Annotated in this window: 18 protein-coding genes; 8 read left to right on the top strand and 10 right to left on the bottom strand. The window is 58.2% G+C overall.

Features of this window, described 5'->3' with window-relative positions:
- Positions 1-7: 7 nt before the first annotated feature.
- Positions 8-694 (bottom strand): PhaM family polyhydroxyalkanoate granule multifunctional regulatory protein, encoded by a 687-nt coding sequence (locus V7080_RS00535; RefSeq protein WP_334186441.1) that lies wholly within the window; start codon positions 692-694, stop codon positions 8-10.
- A 163-nt stretch (positions 695-857) separates the two neighbouring features.
- Here V7080_RS00535 and V7080_RS00530 point away from each other — a divergent pair, with 163 nt between their 5' ends.
- The 5 genes from V7080_RS00530 to V7080_RS00510 all read left to right on the top strand — a co-directional run bounded on the left by V7080_RS00530 (position 858) and on the right by V7080_RS00510 (position 4,578).
- Positions 858-1,973, top strand: a complete 1,116-nt coding sequence (locus tag V7080_RS00530; RefSeq protein WP_334186440.1) for a DUF3108 domain-containing protein — start codon at positions 858-860, stop codon at positions 1,971-1,973.
- Positions 1,973-2,725, top strand: coding sequence for a DUF3108 domain-containing protein (locus V7080_RS00525; RefSeq protein ID WP_334186439.1), 753 nt, complete (start codon positions 1,973-1,975; stop codon positions 2,723-2,725). The genes V7080_RS00530 and V7080_RS00525 overlap by 1 nt, the downstream gene beginning before the upstream one ends.
- 87 nt (positions 2,726-2,812) lie before the next feature.
- Positions 2,813-3,523 (top strand): 7-cyano-7-deazaguanine synthase QueC, encoded by a 711-nt coding sequence (gene queC / locus V7080_RS00520; RefSeq protein WP_334186438.1) that lies wholly within the window; start codon positions 2,813-2,815, stop codon positions 3,521-3,523.
- A 118-nt stretch (positions 3,524-3,641) separates the two neighbouring features.
- Positions 3,642-3,974 (top strand): hypothetical protein, encoded by a 333-nt coding sequence (locus V7080_RS00515; RefSeq protein WP_334186437.1) that lies wholly within the window; start codon positions 3,642-3,644, stop codon positions 3,972-3,974.
- Between the two features lie 166 nt (positions 3,975-4,140).
- Entirely contained in the window at positions 4,141-4,578 is a 438-nt protein-coding gene (locus tag V7080_RS00510; RefSeq protein WP_334186436.1) for a universal stress protein, read from the top strand.
- Between the two features lie 147 nt (positions 4,579-4,725).
- Here the strand turns inward: V7080_RS00510 and V7080_RS00505 are convergent, their stop codons facing one another.
- The 8 genes from V7080_RS00505 to V7080_RS00470 form a co-directional block, all read right to left on the bottom strand.
- The gene (locus V7080_RS00505) at positions 4,726-5,637 is read right to left on the bottom strand and encodes a universal stress protein (RefSeq protein WP_334186435.1); all 912 of its coding nucleotides are present in this window, start codon (positions 5,635-5,637) and stop codon (positions 4,726-4,728) included.
- A 253-nt stretch (positions 5,638-5,890) separates the two neighbouring features.
- Positions 5,891-6,262: a monovalent cation/H(+) antiporter subunit G gene (gene mnhG / locus V7080_RS00500; protein ID WP_334186434.1), complete on the bottom strand. Its 372-nt coding sequence runs from the start codon at positions 6,260-6,262 to the stop codon at positions 5,891-5,893.
- A complete protein-coding gene (locus V7080_RS00495; RefSeq protein WP_334186433.1) occupies positions 6,259-6,537 on the bottom strand; it encodes a K+/H+ antiporter subunit F in 279 nt (92 codons plus the stop codon). The genes mnhG and V7080_RS00495 overlap by 4 nt, the downstream gene beginning before the upstream one ends.
- A gap of 14 nt (positions 6,538-6,551) precedes the next feature.
- Positions 6,552-7,043: a Na+/H+ antiporter subunit E gene (locus tag V7080_RS00490; RefSeq protein WP_334186432.1), complete on the bottom strand. Its 492-nt coding sequence runs from the start codon at positions 7,041-7,043 to the stop codon at positions 6,552-6,554.
- Positions 7,040-8,668 (bottom strand): monovalent cation/H+ antiporter subunit D, encoded by a 1,629-nt coding sequence (locus tag V7080_RS00485; RefSeq protein ID WP_334186431.1) that lies wholly within the window; start codon positions 8,666-8,668, stop codon positions 7,040-7,042. The genes V7080_RS00490 and V7080_RS00485 overlap by 4 nt, the downstream gene beginning before the upstream one ends.
- Positions 8,665-9,009, bottom strand: a complete 345-nt coding sequence (locus V7080_RS00480) for a Na+/H+ antiporter subunit C (protein ID WP_334186430.1) — start codon at positions 9,007-9,009, stop codon at positions 8,665-8,667. Before V7080_RS00480 ends, V7080_RS00485 begins: the two co-directional genes overlap by 4 nt.
- Positions 9,009-11,915 carry a monovalent cation/H+ antiporter subunit A gene (locus V7080_RS00475; protein ID WP_334186429.1) on the bottom strand — a complete coding sequence of 969 codons (2,907 nt, stop codon included), beginning with the start codon at positions 11,913-11,915 and terminating at the stop codon, positions 9,009-9,011. Before V7080_RS00475 ends, V7080_RS00480 begins: the two co-directional genes overlap by 1 nt.
- Positions 11,916-12,379: 464 nt before the next feature.
- Positions 12,380-13,381, bottom strand: coding sequence for a phospholipase A (locus V7080_RS00470; RefSeq protein ID WP_334186428.1), 1,002 nt, complete (start codon positions 13,379-13,381; stop codon positions 12,380-12,382).
- Between the two features lie 668 nt (positions 13,382-14,049).
- On the opposite strand from V7080_RS00470, the gene catC reads away from it, so the two are divergent.
- Together catC and V7080_RS00460 are read left to right on the top strand one after the other, a co-directional pair.
- Positions 14,050-14,328 carry a muconolactone Delta-isomerase gene (gene catC / locus V7080_RS00465; protein ID WP_334186427.1) on the top strand — a complete coding sequence of 93 codons (279 nt, stop codon included), beginning with the start codon at positions 14,050-14,052 and terminating at the stop codon, positions 14,326-14,328.
- Positions 14,329-14,812: 484 nt separating this feature from the next.
- Positions 14,813-16,696, top strand: coding sequence for a potassium transporter Kup (locus V7080_RS00460; RefSeq protein WP_334186426.1), 1,884 nt, complete (start codon positions 14,813-14,815; stop codon positions 16,694-16,696).
- A 10-nt stretch (positions 16,697-16,706) separates the two neighbouring features.
- Here the strand turns inward: V7080_RS00460 and V7080_RS00455 are convergent, their stop codons facing one another.
- Positions 16,707-17,486, bottom strand: a complete 780-nt coding sequence (locus tag V7080_RS00455; RefSeq protein WP_334186425.1) for a DUF72 domain-containing protein — start codon at positions 17,484-17,486, stop codon at positions 16,707-16,709.
- 228 nt (positions 17,487-17,714) lie between these two features.
- On the opposite strand from V7080_RS00455, the gene V7080_RS00450 reads away from it, so the two are divergent.
- Positions 17,715-18,044, top strand: a complete 330-nt coding sequence (locus V7080_RS00450; protein WP_334186424.1) for a hypothetical protein — start codon at positions 17,715-17,717, stop codon at positions 18,042-18,044.
- The last annotated feature ends 88 nt before the right edge of the window (positions 18,045-18,132 follow it).

Genomic DNA, 18,132 nt, shown 5'->3' with positions numbered 1-18,132 from the left:
CGCCTTGCTACTTCGCCGGCTTGCGGCGGGTTTTTGCCGCCGGCGGTGCTTCCTCTTCCGGCCTGGCTTTCGGTGCCTCGGCTGCCTTGCCGTTGGCCGAGCCGTTGTTCTTTACGGCGGGCTTGTCGGCGGCCGTGGCGGCATTGTTCACCGCCTGTTTGAACTGGTCCTGCAGCATGTTCCACCATGCGGCCGCATTCACCAGCGGCGCCGTCAGGCTGGCGGCATCGGCCTGGTCTTTCCCGGTGGGCTGGGGTGCGGACGAGGCTTTCTGCGCCGGCTTGGCGCCCGGCGCGGACGCATCGGCGTCGGGTGTCTTGTGCTTGCCGTTCGCCTGGCCGTTCTGGGCGCCCTGCATCGACGCGCTGAGTGCATCGCCCATCGACTGCAGCGTTGCGATGGTGGCGGCCTGCACTTCCAGTGCCTGTATCGTGCCGCGCAACATGTTCATATTCAGTTCCAGCCAGGATTCGACCGCCTTCAGATCGGAAATCTTTTTCCGGATTTCTTCCACCGACAGGGTCGGCATAACCATTCCCGGCATGCTCATGCCCGGAATATTCATGCTTGAAACATTCGCCCCCGGCATGTTCATGCCGGGAATACCCATGCTGCCCCACAGGTTCTTGACGAAATCGAGCGAGTCGGTCATTGCGCCCATTCCAGGGATATTCGGCATGTCTGATTTCGGCATCGCGCTCTCCTCATAAATAATTTGCAGCGTAGCAGATAACCAGGATTAGCAAAATGGTAAAGCCGTCCGGATGAGCGCCAAACACGCAACGATAGCGGCACATCAAGGCTTTTTCCGGTCACGCCGGCAACATCGCGGCGGCATCCATTGCTACACTACCGCCATGGCAACGACGCATTTCTCCGTGGAGCAAGCGCAGGTACGCAGCCGCCGCTCCCGGCGGGCGTTCGTGCTGGTCGTCGCATCCCTGCTGCTGCACCTGATCGTCTTTCGCTGGGCCGATAGCCGCATCGGCCTGCCCGCATTCGATGTCGAGGATGCGCCCGTCATCACCACCCAGTTGCTTGCTCCCCCGGTCGCGCCACCCGCTGCCGCGACGCCACCGGAGCCCGCGCCCAAGCCCCCGGCGAAGCGCCCCAGGCCGCCGCGTCCAGCCGACGCACCCGCGCAGCCGCCTGCTGCAACGGTGTTGACGACCCAGGACGAGTCGCCCGTGACGGCGGCCGCGCCGGAGATCGCTCCGGAGATTGCCGACCAGGCGCAGGCTTCCGTGGACGAGCCGCCGCCTCTCCCCGACATCAAGCTGCCGCTCGAGCAGGAACCACGTTATGTTGTGGCGCCGCTGCCCTCCGCGGAGCTTGAGTACGATGTGGAAGCGCTGGTCAAAGGCATCACGTATTACGGCAGCGGCATGATCAAATGGCATGCGGCCGGCGATGCCTATCAGATTGCCGGAAAGGCCAAGGTGGCATTTTTCACCGTGCTGGACTTCCGCAGCGAAGGGCAACTGGATGCGTTCGGCGTCTCCCCGGTGATCTATGGCGAGAAGCCGCGCAATCGCGCGGAAACCAATACGCATTTCCACCGGGAACGCAATGAAATTACCTTTTCCGCATCGAGCGCATCCTATCCCCGCAAGGGCGGCGAACAGGACCGCGCCAGCGTGATCTGGCAATTGGCCGCCATCGGCCGGGGCGATCCCGAACGATTCGTGCCGGATTCCGAGATTTCGTTATTCGTTGCCGGTACGCGCAATGCGGAGACCTGGAAGATCCGCATACTTGGCATGGAGGAAATCCATACCGGCGTCGGGCTGGTCAAGGCATGGCACGTGACCCGCATTCCCCATCCCGGCTCGTACGAACGCAAGCTCGATATATGGCTGGCGCCGCAGCAGCAATGGTTTCCGGTGAAATTGCGTTATTCCGAGGCAAATGGAGATTATCTCGATATGTCGCTGTCTAACCTGACGCTATCCAACCCATCCGCTATAGATTGATGAACTTCATTTCCCTGCCTCACGGCATTCTTCTGTTAGTCGCAAGCACGCTCATGCACGGTGCGGTGGCACAACCTGACCCGGCGAACTACAAGGTCAGCCTCCCGCCGTCAGCGGAACTCATGTACCACATCAACGCAAAGCAACGCGGCATCACCGTTGACGGCGACGCGACGGTGCGATGGATGCACGAAGGAAAGAAATTCGCTGTTTCGAGCGAGGTCCGTGCAATGGTGGTCGGCAAGATTCTCGAATCCCGCAGCGAGGGGCAGGTTGACAACCATGGCCTGGTTCCGGAGATGTTCACCGAAAAACGCCTCCGGAAAGACAAGATCACCACATCGTTTGACCGCGACGCCGGCCTGATCCGCTTTTCCAAATCACAGGACACCCAGCCGATTGTCGGCGGCGAGCAGGACCGCACGAGCGCCGTCTGGCAACTGGTCGCGATTGCCCGCGCCGCCAACACCAGGATCAAGCCGGGCATTGAATGGCGTTTCGTGGTCGCCGGCCAGAGCGATGCCGAACCATGGACCTTCAAGGTCGTCACACAGGAAAAAATCAGCACCCAGGCTGGCGAGCTGGACACCATCCATATTTCCCGCGCGCCGCGACCGGATTCGCGCGACCAGCAGCTCGATATCTGGCTTGCACCCGCGTTGGAATGGTATCCGGTGCGCCTGCGCTTCTCCGACGACAACGGCGACTTCATCGAGCAAACGCTCAAGAAGGCCAATCGAAGCGCCTCCTGACCCGTCGCGGAGGTACCGCAACGGCAGGCGCTAAAATGCGGAAATTGGCCTTGCCGTCCGGCAGGCCCCATTTCCATTCCGACCATCATGACACTCTCCAACAAGGCCCTGGTCCTGTTCAGCGGCGGCCAGGATTCCGCTACCTGCCTCGCCTGGGCGCTGAACCGCTACGCCAGGGTGGAAACCATCGGCTTCGACTACGGCCAGCGCCACGCGATCGAACTCGCCGTCCGCCCGACGCTTCTGCAGAAGATGCGCATGCTCTCCTCCGACTGGGACAGCCGGCTGGGCGACGACCACCTGATCGATCTTTCGCTGATCGGCAAGATTTCCGACACGGCCCTGACCAGCGATGTCGCCATCGCCATGCAGGAAAACGGTTTGCCCAATACCTTCGTTCCCGGCCGCAACCTTCTGTTCCTCACCGTGGCAGCCACGGTGGCTTACCGGCGCGGGCTGGATGTGCTGGTGGGCGGCATGTGCGAAACCGATTTCTCCGGCTACCCCGATTGCCGCGACGACACGATCAAGGCGTTGCAGGTTGCGCTGAACCTCGGCATGGCAACCAGGCTGAAGCTCGAAACGCCGCTGATGTGGATCGACAAGGCGGCCACCTGGAGGCTTGCGCAAGATCTCGGCGGACAGGCGCTGATTGATCTGATCCGCGCGGAATCACACACCTGTTACCTTGGGGAACGCGGCGCCCTGCATGACTGGGGCTATGGTTGCGGCTCCTGCCCTGCCTGCGAACTGCGCGCACGCGGCTACCGCGAGTTCATCGGCGCACAAGGAAAGTGACGCGCGGGTTTGCACTTTTGCTTATGTCCGTTCATTCACCGAAGAGCAATTGGAAGTGAATCTTTTGATGCCGCGTTAGTCCCACTTCTTAAAGGAATCCGGAATGACGTCGTGCGTGATGAAAAACATTCTGATAGCAATCCTGCTGTTCGTTTTCGCCGCCCAGGGCTGCGTTGTAGCGGTCGGTGCGGGTCCGGTTGAAGTAACGAAGGCGGCATCACTCAACGAGCGGGCCGGAAATCCGGAGCCGCTCGCGGCTGATGTCGCCCAACTCGGGAAGCTCGCCCCAAGTGACACGGACGTGATTCCGTCCATTGAAGAAATGTCGGACTATGTCTCCATCCAGATTGCGGACGAAGGCGGCAAGGATGATGCAGCACCACCATTCGTCATGATTTCGCCGTACATCTCCATTGTTCTGCCCAAGGCCTTTCCCCCTCCACGCGCATAGCGTTGCACATCAGGTTGCTTCGCCTGCAGGCGCACGCCGTGCGCACTGCAGCGCATTTCCATCGCCAAAATGCTCGGACCTGCTTTACGGAGGTCGAGTACGGCAATCGTGATCCTGTGTATTTGGTCCTGTGTATTTAATCCTGTGTATCAGGAGGGAGAATGTCATGTTCAGATCAATATTGATGCCAGTCGATGGCTCAATGCAGTCCTATAAACCCATGCAGGCCGCAATTGACCTTGCAAAACTGACGTCCGGCAGGCTGATCGTCCTGTCAGTCGCCGAACCACGCCTGTTCAATGGCGCGGACGCCGACTCGGTAAAGACCGGCAGGACAGTGGAAGACATGCGCATGCATGATGCCAAAGCCCATGTACAGAAGGTGCTTGATCATGCAGAAGCCATGAACGTCCGATGCGAAGCCGTCGTATCACTGTCCCGGCTTCCGGACGAAGAAATACTTGAAGCGGTCAGAGAGTTCCAATGCGATGTCATCGTCATGGCGACTCGGGGAAAGATGGGTGTACTCGATACGCTGTTCAGCGAAAGCCTGACGCAGGAAGTCATTCGCAAGTCGATGGTTCCGGTGCTGGTGTTTCCATAAGTGCCGGCAATGCCATCTTCAAATGGTGGCGGGCATGCAACATGAAAAGGAAGGCCGGCATCAAGTCCGATGCCGGCCGCTGAACGCTTTCCGCTTCGATCTGTTCTTTCCTATGCCATGCCCGGCACTGCAAGGCGCCATGAACGGTCATCGCACATTTCCGGATTGAGCAAGGACCGGAAAAGGAGGTACGACGAGGATGTCGCAGTGAGTCTGGTCGATCGTATCGCGGGTAACGCTGCCGATGATCATCTCTTCCACGCGGGAACGCCCATGCTTGCCCATGACAATGAGATCCGGCTGCATTTTCTCCGCATAGTCACGCACCACGGCGCTGGGAACGCCAAAAATAATGACACGGGACACAAGCCTGTCGGCGGCATCGAGATCTTCAATGAAGCGATTGAGAGACAGGCGGGCATTTTCGCGCGCCTCTCGACGATAATGGTGAATGACTTCCTGAGTCACGCTCGCATAACGTATTTGCACATCGTACGCATGAAGAAAGGTAATACTGGCTTCCGGTGCAATGCAAAGCGCGACGCGCGCCGCCTGATCGGATTCCTCTGAAAAATCAACCGGCACCAGAATACGGCTATAAGGCAATGAGGGTTCGTTTTTAACGGTAAGCATAGGGCGCTTGCACAACCGGATCAGCCTGTCTGCCGTATTGCCCAGGAAAAGATCCGTGAAGAAGTTGCCGCCATGGGCGCCCAGGACAATCAGGTCAGCCGCCAGCTCTTCCCCTCTGCCGGCAATCTCCCAGGCCGGTTTTCCAAATCTGACTGAAAGGTCGAAATCGACACCGAAATTGTCCGATAACGTAGCCGACCGTTCATGCAATTCCTGCCGGGCGGCATGCGTGATGAGATCTTCCGCTGAAGCGACACTCATGTTGTTGACGAGTGCAAGCGTTTCCGGCTCCCCTGCTTCCTTTACCGTCATCAATTCGGCTTTGCTGCATTGATGCTGCTTGCAAAGCATGGCTGCGCGTTCTTCAGCGAATGCGGCACGCTCGGAAAAATCGGTGGCGATCAGAACGTTCTGAATTGGCGGCATATCATCGCTCCGGTTGGGCGCACACTATCGCGATGACGCTATGCAAAGGAAAGCGGGCGCATCAAATCGACATACCCAAGACCATCACTCGAGAAAAGCCTTTCCTGCGCGACATCAAGGCGCATGAACGATGGCCGTATTTCTGCTGCGGACCAAGTTGATCGTACACCCTTTTCGTATGCGGCAGCCATGGCAGGCAAATGATTCCTCCCGGCCGCTGTTCCGCAATGAGTCCGACTCCGGCCTCACCTCATCACTTGCGAGGAAAGCGAAATATTTCCCGGGCTGATGCATCCATGTCCTGCCGGCCGGCACGCAGATCGCGATACACCGCTGCGCGCATGATCATCATCGTCACAACCGGGGATGTCATGAACACGAATGCCGTAATAATCAACTCGTGGATCACTGGACGGGATTGCAGTACCGAAAAGTAGATCATTGAAGCAATGAGGATGCATCCTGCCCCAAGCGTGATGGTAATCGCAGGGCCGTGAATTCTTTGGTAGAAGGACGGCAGGCGCAGCAATCCAAGTGAACCGATCAGGACAATGGTGCCGCCCAGGATCAGCAGCAACGCGGCCGGGAGTGCGCCCCACATCGGAAGGCTGTCGACATCGTTCATTCTATGACCTCCCCTCGCATCAAGAACTTGGCAATCGCAATCGTCGACACAAAACCAAGTAGCGCAATCAGCATCGCGGCGTCGAAATACGCCTCGCTCCCGAGGCGTATTCCCAGAACCAGCGCCAGCAGCATCGAGCACATCCATACGGTATCGAGCGCAAGCACGCGGTCGTGTGCCGAAGGACCGATTATCAGACGCGCCGTGCAAAACAGCATCGCCAGGAGAACGCACACGAGGGCGTATCCGATCGACAGTTCGAGCAATCTATCCATGTCAGTCTTCGATCCTATTCAAAGATTTCGATCAAGGGCTTCTCATAACGCCCTTTTATCGTATCGATCCACCATTGTTCTTCATGCAGGTCAAAAACGTGCAGCGCCAGCTCATGGCTGTGCGGCAGTATCTCCACCCATACAGTGCCTGGCGTCGAGTTGATCAGGCAGGAAAGCATTGCAAGCCCATAGGGACTACGCATGTCCAGCGGAATCTTGATGAACTGAGAATTCACCCGGTCGGCCTTCCTGAACAGGATGATGCGGCTGACATTGAAACAGGAGCGCACGATCTCCACCAGCGCCATGCCCAGCAGCCGGAACAGGGCAACCGGCTTCGACAATCGCGGGTATCCAAGCGGCTGCAGATTCCGTGTCAGCCACGGTATGGCGACACCCAGGCAGGCACCGAGCAATAGATGTGCAGGTTCGATACTCTGGTTGAGCATCAGCCACACCAACAACAGGATCGCCGACATCCAGGGGTTGGGAAGAAATCGTTTCATCGTCTATCCGCCTCATGGCGTGGATTGGGAACGGTTGGCGCGGACAGCACGCGTTGCATGTATAGCGCCGGTTGATGAATTTCGACCGACGTACGCTTCAAATACGCAAAGATGGGCCCCGCTGCCACTGTCATGGCGACGCACACCAGCAGTAGCAGGCTGACCGGAGCGACTTCGGTCGCCTGCAACCGGGGTGGGATCACGACGCTGGGCACCCAGAAGGCACGGACCCCGAACCGCATCATGGAAATGATGGTGGCCAGCCCTGACACGATGATCAGCGCCAGTAGGATCCAGGTGACCGGGCCGACCGCATGCTCCGCCGACTCCGGATTGAGCAATGCATGGAACAGGCCGAACTTCGCCACAAATCCTGACAGCGGCGGCAAACCGGCAATGATCAGTGCGCAGGCAACAAAGGAAAGACCGAGAAACGCAAGTGCTGCCGGGATGCCGACGCCGACCGGCGGTTCAGGCGCATCTTCGATTGCAAACGCTTCCATTGTCACCGCCAGGACTGCGGCGCCTGGCGCACGGATGCGCTCAATCAGTTCGATCAGCAGGACGTATGCCGCTATCGCCACGGTTGATCCCAGCAGGTAATACAGGCCGGCGGTAATCAACGACGGTTGTCCATAGCCAATCACGGCAAGGAGGGTACCGGAGGAGACGATGGCGCCGTAGCCTGCCAGCCTTCCGGGCGCTTCGCTGGCGAACATGCCGGCCGCGCCAAAGACAATGGTTGCCATGCCGCCATACAGCAGGGCTTCCAGCCCAAAGCCGGCGGCTGCCCCCGCGTCACTGGGAAACACGAGCAGCCATAGCCGGAGGATGACGTACGCTCCGACCTTGGTCATCAATACCAGCATTGCCGCGACCGGGGGCGATGCCGCGGCATAGGTTGACGGAAGCCAGAAGCCCAACGGCCACATCGCGCTTTTGATCAGAAAGGCGATCGCAAGCACGGTCACCGCCAGCTTTACGAGAGCCAGATCCGTCGCGCTCATTGCCGCGATTCGCGATGCAAGATCGGCCATATTCAATGTTCCGCTACCGGCATAAATCAGTGCGACGCCAATGAGGAAGAGGAGTGATGCCACCAGGTTTACCGCGATGTATTGCATTCCGCTTCGCAGCCGGTTTGCATTGTAGCCATGGAGGAGCAGCCCGTAGGAGGCTGCCAGCATGACTTCGAAAAAGACAAAGAGGTTGAACAGGTCATGCGTCAGGAAGGCGCCGTTGAGGCCCATGATCAGGAACTGGAACAGCGGGTGAAAGTGCACCCCCACCCTGCTCCAGCGCAAACTGGAATACAGGAGCGCGGCTGCGGCAAGCAGTGCGGTAAGCAACAACATGATTGCCGCCAACCGATCAGCCAGAAGCGCGATACCAAATGGCGCCTTCCAGTTCGCGGCGAGGTATATGCCCATTCCGTCTTGCCAGTGGCCGCTGTCGGTAAGAATCACGAGCGTGCCCGCCACGGCAATCAGCCCAAGTACGGACAGCATGCTCAGCACATTTTTGAGCTCGTGCCTGGCATGCTTGATGGGAACCTGGAGTGCGCCGCACACCAGCGGGATCAGCACCGGTGCCACGATCAGATGCTCGCTCCATGCAATACTCATTGATCCGGCTCCTCGCCATCGACATGATCGGTTCCGGTCAGTCCTCGCGTGCCGATAATGACAACGAGATAAAGCGCTGTCGTGGCGAACCCGATGACGATTGCCGTGAGCACCAGCGCCTGCGGCAGGGGATCGGCGATCGCGGCAGGGTCAGGGGCACCGATGCCCGATATGATCGGCGGACGATTCACCCACAGGCGTCCCATGATGAAGATAAACAGATTGACCGCATACGACATCAGCATCAGCCCGATAAGCACCTGGAAGCTGCGGGGGCGCAGTATCAACCAGATGCCCGATCCAAACACGACGCCGATGGCAATCGAGATGACGATTTCCATTATGGAATCTCCGTTGTAGGAAGTGAGGCAGCCTTGGGGAGCCCGGCACCGGGAACGCGGCGGCTGCGGACGGACTGGTGAGCCAGTGCAACCAGAATCAGCATGGTTGACCCCACCACGACAATGAAAACTCCGAGATCAAACGCAAATGCACTGGGCACATGTAACTCACCCAGAATCGGCAGATGCACATGGGCGGTATGGCTGGTCAGGAAAGGATAACCGAACATCCATGCCCCCAGTCCGGTGACACATGCGACGAGCAAGCCGTAGGCAATCCACCGGTGTGGTCGTAGCCGGATATGTGCCTCGACCCACATCGTTCCCGCCACCATGTACTGCACGATGATCGCAGTGGCAAAGACAAGACCGGCCACGAATCCGCCTCCCGGCAAGTTATGTCCGCGCATGAAGAAGTACGTCGCGACCATGCCCATGAACGGCAGCAGGAACCGCAGATAGACCGCAGGTATCATCAAGTAGCCCGTGGTCGCATGCATCGACGGCGTCTGGCGGACCGCGGGGTCCAGGTCGTTCAGCTGCTGCACCGGATTTGCGACGCTCTCGGGGGCTGGCCGGAAGCGTCGAAGCAGCGCATACACGGTCAGTGCCACGATGGACAACACGGTGATCTCTCCCATGGTATCGAAACCGCGGAAATCGACCAGGAGCACATTGACCACGTTGGAGCCGCCTCCCTCGGGAAGCGCACGCAGAATGAAGAAATCGCCAATGCTCTTTGGCGCGGGGTGCATCAGCACGATGTAACTGACGGCCGCGAGGCCCAGCCCGCCCGTTGCCGCAATCAGCAAGTCGCGGGAGCGACGCAGCAGCACCGCGCGCGGAATACGCTCGCCCAGGCCGTCCGGCCTGAAGCGCGGCGGCAGCCAGCGCAGGCCGAGCAAGATCAACACCGTGGTAACGGTTTCCACCATCAACTGGGTCAGCGCCAGATCCGGGGCGGATAGCCATAGAAAGGTCATGCTGGTCACAACCCCCGTGCCACCCACGAGGACGAGCGCCGCCAGGCGGTGATACTTGGCTTTCCATGCGGCTGCAAGAGCGCATCCGCAACCAATCAACCACATCGCCCCGAACAACGGCTCGATTTGCGACAACCGCGATGCCGGAAAATCGGGCAGCGGATGAACCAATAGCAAGGGCACAACGATGAATGAAATCATGACCAGCAGCAGTTGCGGCTGCAGCCTGCGCGTGCCGAGATGATTCACCAGCCAGGTTGATGCCGTCGACAGGGTCAGCATGGTCGATTCATAGGCCTGCGCACCTTTCAGGCGATGCAGTACGGGTACCTCGTCCCTAAGGGACAGCGAAAAGAACCGACGCAGGATGACGTAAAACAGTATGCCCCCCATCAGGGCACTAACACTCATGAAGAGCGGCAGGTTAAACCCATGCCATATGCGCAGGTCGTACGTTGGTGTGTTGTTGCCGAGCACCGATTCCGCGGCAATCGCAAGAAACGGCCCGACAGTCATTTCAGGAAACAGCCCGACGGCAACGCACAGAATTACCAGCAGCTCGATGGGAAAACGCATCCAGCGTGGAGGCTCATGCGGCACCTTCGGAAGCTTGTTCGACAGTTCTCCAAAGAATACGCTGATAAAACGAAGGGAGTACGCGACACTGAATATGCCCATTGCGACGGCGGCGATCGACATCCACCAATTCTCGGTACCACCGACATGCACCGTCTCGGCAAAAAACATTTCCTTCGACAGGAAGCCATTCAGCAAGGGCACGCCCGCCATCGAGGCACTGGCAACGATGGCCAGCATCGCGGTGACGGGAATCGCACGGTACAGGCCCCGAAGCACTCGCATGTCACGTGTGCCGGTCTCATGATCGAGGATGCCGGCAGCCATGAACAGCGATGCCTTGAAGATTCCGTGATTCAGGGTATGGAAAATCGCCGCCACCACCGACAAGGGCGTCCCTATGCCCATCAACACCGTGATCAGGCCCAGGTGGCTGATGGTGGAATAGGCAAGCAAGCCTTTCAGGTCATGCTGGAAGATGGCGACAAAAGATCCCAGCAATAGTGTGCATACCCCGGCGCCGCCGATAATCCACGTCCATTCCGGGGTGCCCGAGAGAACAGGCCACATCCGGATCAGCAGGAAGACTCCGGCCTTTACCATGGTCGCGGAGTGCAGATACGCCGACACCGGCGTAGGTGCTGCCATGGCGTGCGGCAGCCAGAAATGGAACGGAAACTGCGCACTTTTGGTGAAGGCACCCAGCGCGACAAGGATCAGCGCCGCCGGATACCAATCATGCTGCCGGATCTCGTCGCCGGCGGAAAGCACCGCATCCAGGTCATAACTGCCGGCAATTCCGCCAAGGATCAAAACCCCGCACAGCAGGCAAAGTCCGCCTATCGTGGTGACCGTGAACGCCATGCGGGCTCCCCGCCGGGCGTCGAGGCGATGATGCCAGTATCCGATAAGCAGGAAAGACGTCAGGCTGGTCAGTTCCCAGAAGATCACCATTTGAATGAGATTGCCGGACAATACAACGCCGAGCATTGAACCCATGAACGCCAGCAAGAACGAAAAGAACCGCGGAACCGGATCTTCGGGGGACATGTAGTACCGCGCATACAGTACGACGAGTACACCAATGCCGAGCACCAGCATCGCGAAGATCCACGACAAGCCGTCCATCCGCAAAGCGAGGTTCAGCCCATGGGCGGGCAGCCATTCCACCTGGTATCGTATTACTTCACCTGTCCTGATCGGGAAGTACAGAACAATCGTTTGCACAAGCCCTGCGACTGCGACCACGCCTGCTATTCCAACCGCCCATTTGCGAGCGACTGCCGGCATGCAGGCAACGAGAATGGCGCTAATGAACGGCAATACGACAAGGCTTAATAGAATCATCGGCACTCGGCTGGATGGCATGAAGTTGCTGGCATTTTCTCAGGGAACAATACCACGAACATTCCTTGACGCAAAAACGCTTCGGCACCTCGCGACGCGCAGACGATGCATCCATGCCGCAAGCCGCGTTTCAACGTATCGACCCGCGTTACCGCTCACCGCTGGTACCTCTGAGAAGGTCCGGCGAAACTACGATATCGATCATGATCCTCGATGCCGGGCGCATACAATGCAGTCCGACGGTTCAAGTTGACCATGGTTCCGATAAGCTCGTTACATGCATGCTGCGGTGTGCCTGACACGGCCGATGGAAGTCCCTCTTGTCCGGTCATCCTGCGGTTCGACAGCTAACTTTGGCTACGCGCGCGACGCTGCCCGGAGAGTGCTGCAGAGATCCCCATTGCTTTCCGGCAGTCCTCCTGCTGGAGTCGTTTGCCGCCCACCATGCAAAACAACGTTGAAAATTAAAAATCGGCCTGTATTCCGACACCGATCGTTCTATGAAAATAGTTATAGTCGATCAAACTTTGGCCGTAGCCTGAAAACACCTGTACGTATCCCTTGAGATAGCCGGCCAGCGGAAAGGCCCAACTCAATTGGGCCGCACCTTTGTCGGTATGGAAGTTGTACCTGGCGAGCGTGGAAAACTCGTGCCCGTTATATCTGTAGACGGCTGAGACGTCGCCACGTCCCATGTAGTCCGCGATATTGGGATTATTGTCCTCCTCGCTCTTCTCGGGCAGCCGTTTCCACACGCGGGCCAGCAGCGTAAAGTCGCCGCGCTCCATGCCTACTTGCGCATATATACGATTCCAGCTTCGGGACAGCGTTGAAGTTTGCCCGTTCGACTGGTGGACCAGGCCGACATTGATAAAGCGGGCATTCATGCCAAGAAAGGAAAAATTCACCGGAACGACCGCCATCAGTTCCGGCTGATAGTTCGTTTCCCGAAAAGGACTTGATGCTTCCTGATTGTCCGCCTGCCAGTAGCTGTTCTGCGTGTAGCCGAACCATAAGTCGCCCACCTTGCCCAATACATCCTGGGCCAGCTTCATCTTGAAACCTAACTGGAATGCCAGCTCCGTATGGGATATTTCCGCAGTTGGAGATGTCAGCTGGCGAAATGGACGATAAGGCGCATCGTTGGGCCTGTGCGTATACACGGCAGTTAGGTAATTGGGACGATGGGGACGAAAGGTAAAGATGCCGCGTTTGTACCCTTGTTCGAGTTCCCAATGATCGGAAAGACTGAATCGGCCGGGATCATTCGACTGCGCTGAGCCGGACCATGATCCGGCCGTCTCCGCATGTGGTATCGGTGGAAGCCCTGGCTTTGCCGCACCGGCAGCTTGATCATTCGACGCCGCCAGCCGGTCAAAGCAGGTGAGCCGCTTGCCGTCATCGGTGATGCGTGCGCACTCCGCCAGGCTTCGTGCCTCCTCCGACGCGAAAGCAGTCAGGGCCATCAAAGGCGGGGCGATCGCAACTACGGCATGACAGGCAGCGTGCATTATTTTTTATGAAAAAAGTAGGTAAAGCAATTTCAAGGAACGTTCTATTTGCACTTCTGTGCTTCCGCAGCCTATCCGTTCGCTGAGCGCAATTGTTCAGCAATCGTTGCCGGCATGTTTGGTGCGGGTCCAATCTATCTGCCGAGAACAAGAATTTCTTCGAGGAACACCACATCCCGTGCAGCGTCTTTAGCGTGGACCGCATTGGCAAATATTCATTCCATGCGCGACGACGTGTTTTGTATGTACTCCAATAAATGGAAGCGGCACATTGAAATTTACCGGGGTCGGCTGTCGAATCTGCGCGCGCTCGAGATGCGAAGGCGGTAGACGATTGAATGTTACGCCGTGACCCAATGAGCGGCGCGAACCTACTATCCGGTGATGGGTTTGAGGAGCAGCTTGGCTGGATGAAGTACCAAACTGTTCGGCCCCTTATTGCTGAGGTACGATATCGGGACCAAGCAGGCCGTCATCGCGGACGACGAATTGCCGATGGTGCCTGGTCAGTGGGGGCGCTCGATGCAGACAAGCTCGCCTGTTACAGCAGGGAAGGCAAGACCACGATCGCGGTGTAGCGCAGGACAGGCGAATTCAGACAACTATTCGAGAAGGAGAACAATATGCTGTTCCTGGTCCGTATGGATGTAAACATCCCGCACGACATGCCGACGCACTTGGCGGACGACATCAAGGCACGCGAAAAGGCCTACGCACAAGAACTGCAGCATCAAGGCAAATGGGTTCACCTTTACCGGGTCGTCGGTGAGTATGCGAACTACAGCGTCTTCGATGTTGATTCCAACGACGAACTGCATACGCTGCTGTCGGGACTTCCGCTGTTTCCTTACATGCGGATCAAGGTCACACCGCTGGCCAGGCATCCGTCCGCGATTGCATGAAAGCCGGATCGCGCAGTCACATCAACTGCATTTTCCGGACCTGGCCTTCTGCACGCTCTCTTGTTGCCGCCGAACAGAAGTTTGTCATTCGGCCCCCATCCATTTTTCCGACAACCTGTTCCATTGCCGAAAATCATGCTGATATTCACGTTGCGCGCCGCCGGCAGGCAATATGGCGATATCAAACGGTATTGAATTCCAGCATCGCATTGGTAAAAAGTAATAGATTCTCTTCCAACTCATTTGCAGTGCCGATCGAAGAATTGCGGGGTGGGCTCACGCTACAGCAATATTTATAACTGCATCGCATGCAACACTATTCCCCGCATCTGTTCGTCGCCTTTTGACACTAAAGTTCAGAAATCCGGGCGCCATGCATTGATGGCGCCTTTATTGATACACCGGGGTTAACCAGGATCGATATAAAACAATGCCGATGGATTAAGATAGCGCTTTTGCAGTGCAACATAACAAAAGGTGTCGCTTGACGTCTCCCGCTCCTAATAATAAAAGCCGCCTGGGCACCCTCACCCTGGCCGCCATCGGCATCGTGTATGGCGACATCGGTACCAGCCCGCTCTACACGATGAAAGAAGTGTTCTCCACGGAACACGGCCTGCCTCTGACCGAAACCAACCTGCTGGGCATTGTTTCCCTGATCGTGTGGGGCCTGGTCATCATCATTTCGCTGAAGTACGTGACGCTTATCCTGCGCGCCGATAACCGCGGCGAAGGCGGCATCATGGCGCTGACCGCGCTGGCAATGTCGTCAGTGACCTCGCATTCCCGCTTCTACTTTCCGGTCATGCTGATGGGCATGGTGGGCGCCGGGCTGTTTTACGGTGATGGCGTGATCACGCCCGCTATCTCGGTGCTATCGGCGATGGAAGGCCTGGAAGTCGCGACACCGGCCTTCCAGCCCTACGTGGTGCCGCTGACGCTGACGGTGCTGGTTGCGCTGTACATGCTGCAGCACCGGGGGACGGCCGGCATCGGCAGGTGGTTCGGGCCGATCGTGCTGGTGTGGTTCATCACGCTGGCGACCATGGGCATCATCAATATCATCGCCAATCCTGCCATCCTGGCGGCACTCAATCCAATCCATGCATTCCGCTTTCTGATGCAGAACGGCTGGCTGGCTTTCTTTGCGCTTGGGGCGGTGGTGCTCGCGTTCACCGGCGCCGAGGCACTCTATGCCGACATGGGGCATTTCGGCAAACGCTCGGTCCGGCTCGCCTGGTTCAGCATCGTATTCCCGGCGCTCGGCCTCAACTACCTGGGCCAGGGCGCCCTGCTGCTGTCGACACCGGCGGCGGTATCCAATCCCTTCTTCAACCAGCTCGGGCCATGGAGCATCTATCCCCTGGTGGTGCTGTCGACCATGGCGACGGTGATCGCGTCGCAAGCCACCATCTCCGGTGCCTTCTCGGTCACCCAGCAGGCGATCTCGCTCGGATTCCTGCCGCGCATGCGTGTGGTGTACACCTCCGACCGTGAAATCGGGCAGATCTACATACCGCTGGTGAACTGGGTACAACTGCTCGTCGTGGTGCTGGCGGTGATCGGCTTCGGCTCGTCGTCCAACCTTGCCTCCGCCTATGGCATTGCCGCGACAGCGACCATGCTGACGACCACCGTGCTGACCTTCTTTGTGATCCGCTACCGCTGGAAACTCAATCTCCTGCTGTGCTTCGGGGCGACGGGCTTTTTCTTCATCATCGATGCCGCGCTGTTTTCCGCCACCAGCCTGAAGCTTCTCAGCGGCGGCTGGTTTCCGTTGTTGATCAGCGCGCTCATGGTGACCGTGATGCTGACATGGAAAAACGGACGCGACCTGGTGTTCCGGAATCTGCAGAAACACCTGATTCCTCTTGAGGATTTCCTGCAGTCGCTGTTCGTCAGCCCGCCGCAACGGGTCGAGGGAACCGCAATTTTCTTCCGCGCCGAAGGCGACGGCGTGCCGCATGCGATGCTGCACAACCTGCTGCACAACAAGGTACTGCATGAACGCACCATCTTCCTGACCGTGTATTCAACCGACATCCCGACGATACCGGCGGCGGAGCGCATCAAGGTGATCCCGCTCGGCCAGGAGTGCTATCAGGTCAATGTGTCCTACGGCTTCAAAGATGAACGCAACATCCCCCTTGCATTGGAAATGTGCGGTGCCGCCGGCCTCGAACTGAACCTGATGGAGACCTCGTTCTTCATCGCGCGACAGACAGTGATCGCCACCGTGGGCGGCGGCATGGCCTTCTGGCGGGAGGCGCTGTACGCGTCCATGGCCCGCAATGCGCGGGATGCGGCCGATTATTTCCGCATCCCGCCCAACCGGGTGATCGAAGTCGGTACGCAGATCGAGATATAGATCGCAGCCTTCAGCCGAAGCGCGACAGCAGCGACAAGGCATCCGGCACGGCGTGCCCCTCCGCGGTGTTGTCGAAGATGCACCAGACGCGCCGGTCCGATTCCAGCTTCCGTGCGATATCGGCATGCAGCCCGTCGAGGAAATCATCGGAATACGGCGAATAGTACATGCGGGGCGCCCCGTGCAGCCGTATATACACCGTACCCGCGCCGGTATCCGGAGGCGGCGCCTCGACAGGCTGCGGGTCAGCGATGACGTACGACACATTGCGCGCGGCGAGCATCGCTGCCGCCTCAGTGACAAACCAGCTTGCATGGCGCGGTTCGCAGACCACATCGACCGGCGTGAGCGTCCGCAGCAGATCGAAGAAGCGTTCCGCCGACGGTGAGTCGAATTGCAGGCTGGGCGGCAGTTGAACCAGCAGGCAGCCGAGCTTGTGCTCCAGGCAGCCGGCCTCCTCCATGAAGCGCCGCAATTCCGCATCGACCTCTTTCATGCGCAATTCATGCGTGATCCGCTTCGGCACCTTCACCGAGAAACGAAATGATTCCGGCACGCTTTCGCGCCAGCGGACATACGTTGCCGGTTTATGCGGCCGATAAAAGGAAGTGTTGATTTCGACCGCCGGAAATACCGCTGCGTAGCGCTCCAGATGGCTACCCTCGACCGGAAAGTTTTCCCCGGCGGCGCTCGGCACGCTCCATCCCGCGCAGCCGATCAGAAGCGGTATCGTTGAAGCATGGGGAACGGCGGACGATTCCTCGGGAAAAAAATTGATAGTCGATTGCACGTCGGTATCCGGCCTGGATTGGCGAATGAAATTGCAAATTTGACCTCGGTTGCCACCATCAAAGTTCCGCACCGTTTTGGCGCTTCTTCATTGTTCCGAAAGGAACTTTACCGAGTTTCAGTTATCCAATACCCACTTCGCGCCATACCAAAACGGCATCAGCCTGGCGGCGAAACTGGGCATCAAAAACGAACCCGATCGTCGCACATAACTTACAAGGAGATGCGTATGTATTTTCAAACCGACGAGGTGCGGCAACGGCTGAAGTTCATCGATCGAACCATCCGCCATGCCGCCAATGCCTGCAACAAGGACTCATCGGTACCACCTGACCTCAAATACTATGTACAGCAGTTGAGCGTGCGATCCCGCCAAGCGAAACAGGCCCTGCACTCGGAAAACAGTCATCGCATCCGGCGCAGCGTCGACAGTCTCGCGCAATTGACCGAACACGCTCAGGCTGCAATACATCCGGCGGAAGAAGTGAATTACGACGTGAAGAGTGCCGTCATCCTGACGCACATTGAAGTGTCAGCCTTGAAACACCAGCTCGACTGACCATCACGCGGCCACTGACGCCGCAAACCAACAAAAAAAGGCGGGGTTGTTCATTCAACCCCGCCTTTTGCATTGCCTGTCAAAACCG

It is taken from the genome of Noviherbaspirillum sp. (genome assembly GCF_036846085.1).
Taxonomy (GTDB): Bacteria; Pseudomonadota; Gammaproteobacteria; order Burkholderiales; family Burkholderiaceae_D; genus Noviherbaspirillum.
This window is presented reverse-complemented; position numbering and strand designations above follow the sequence as displayed.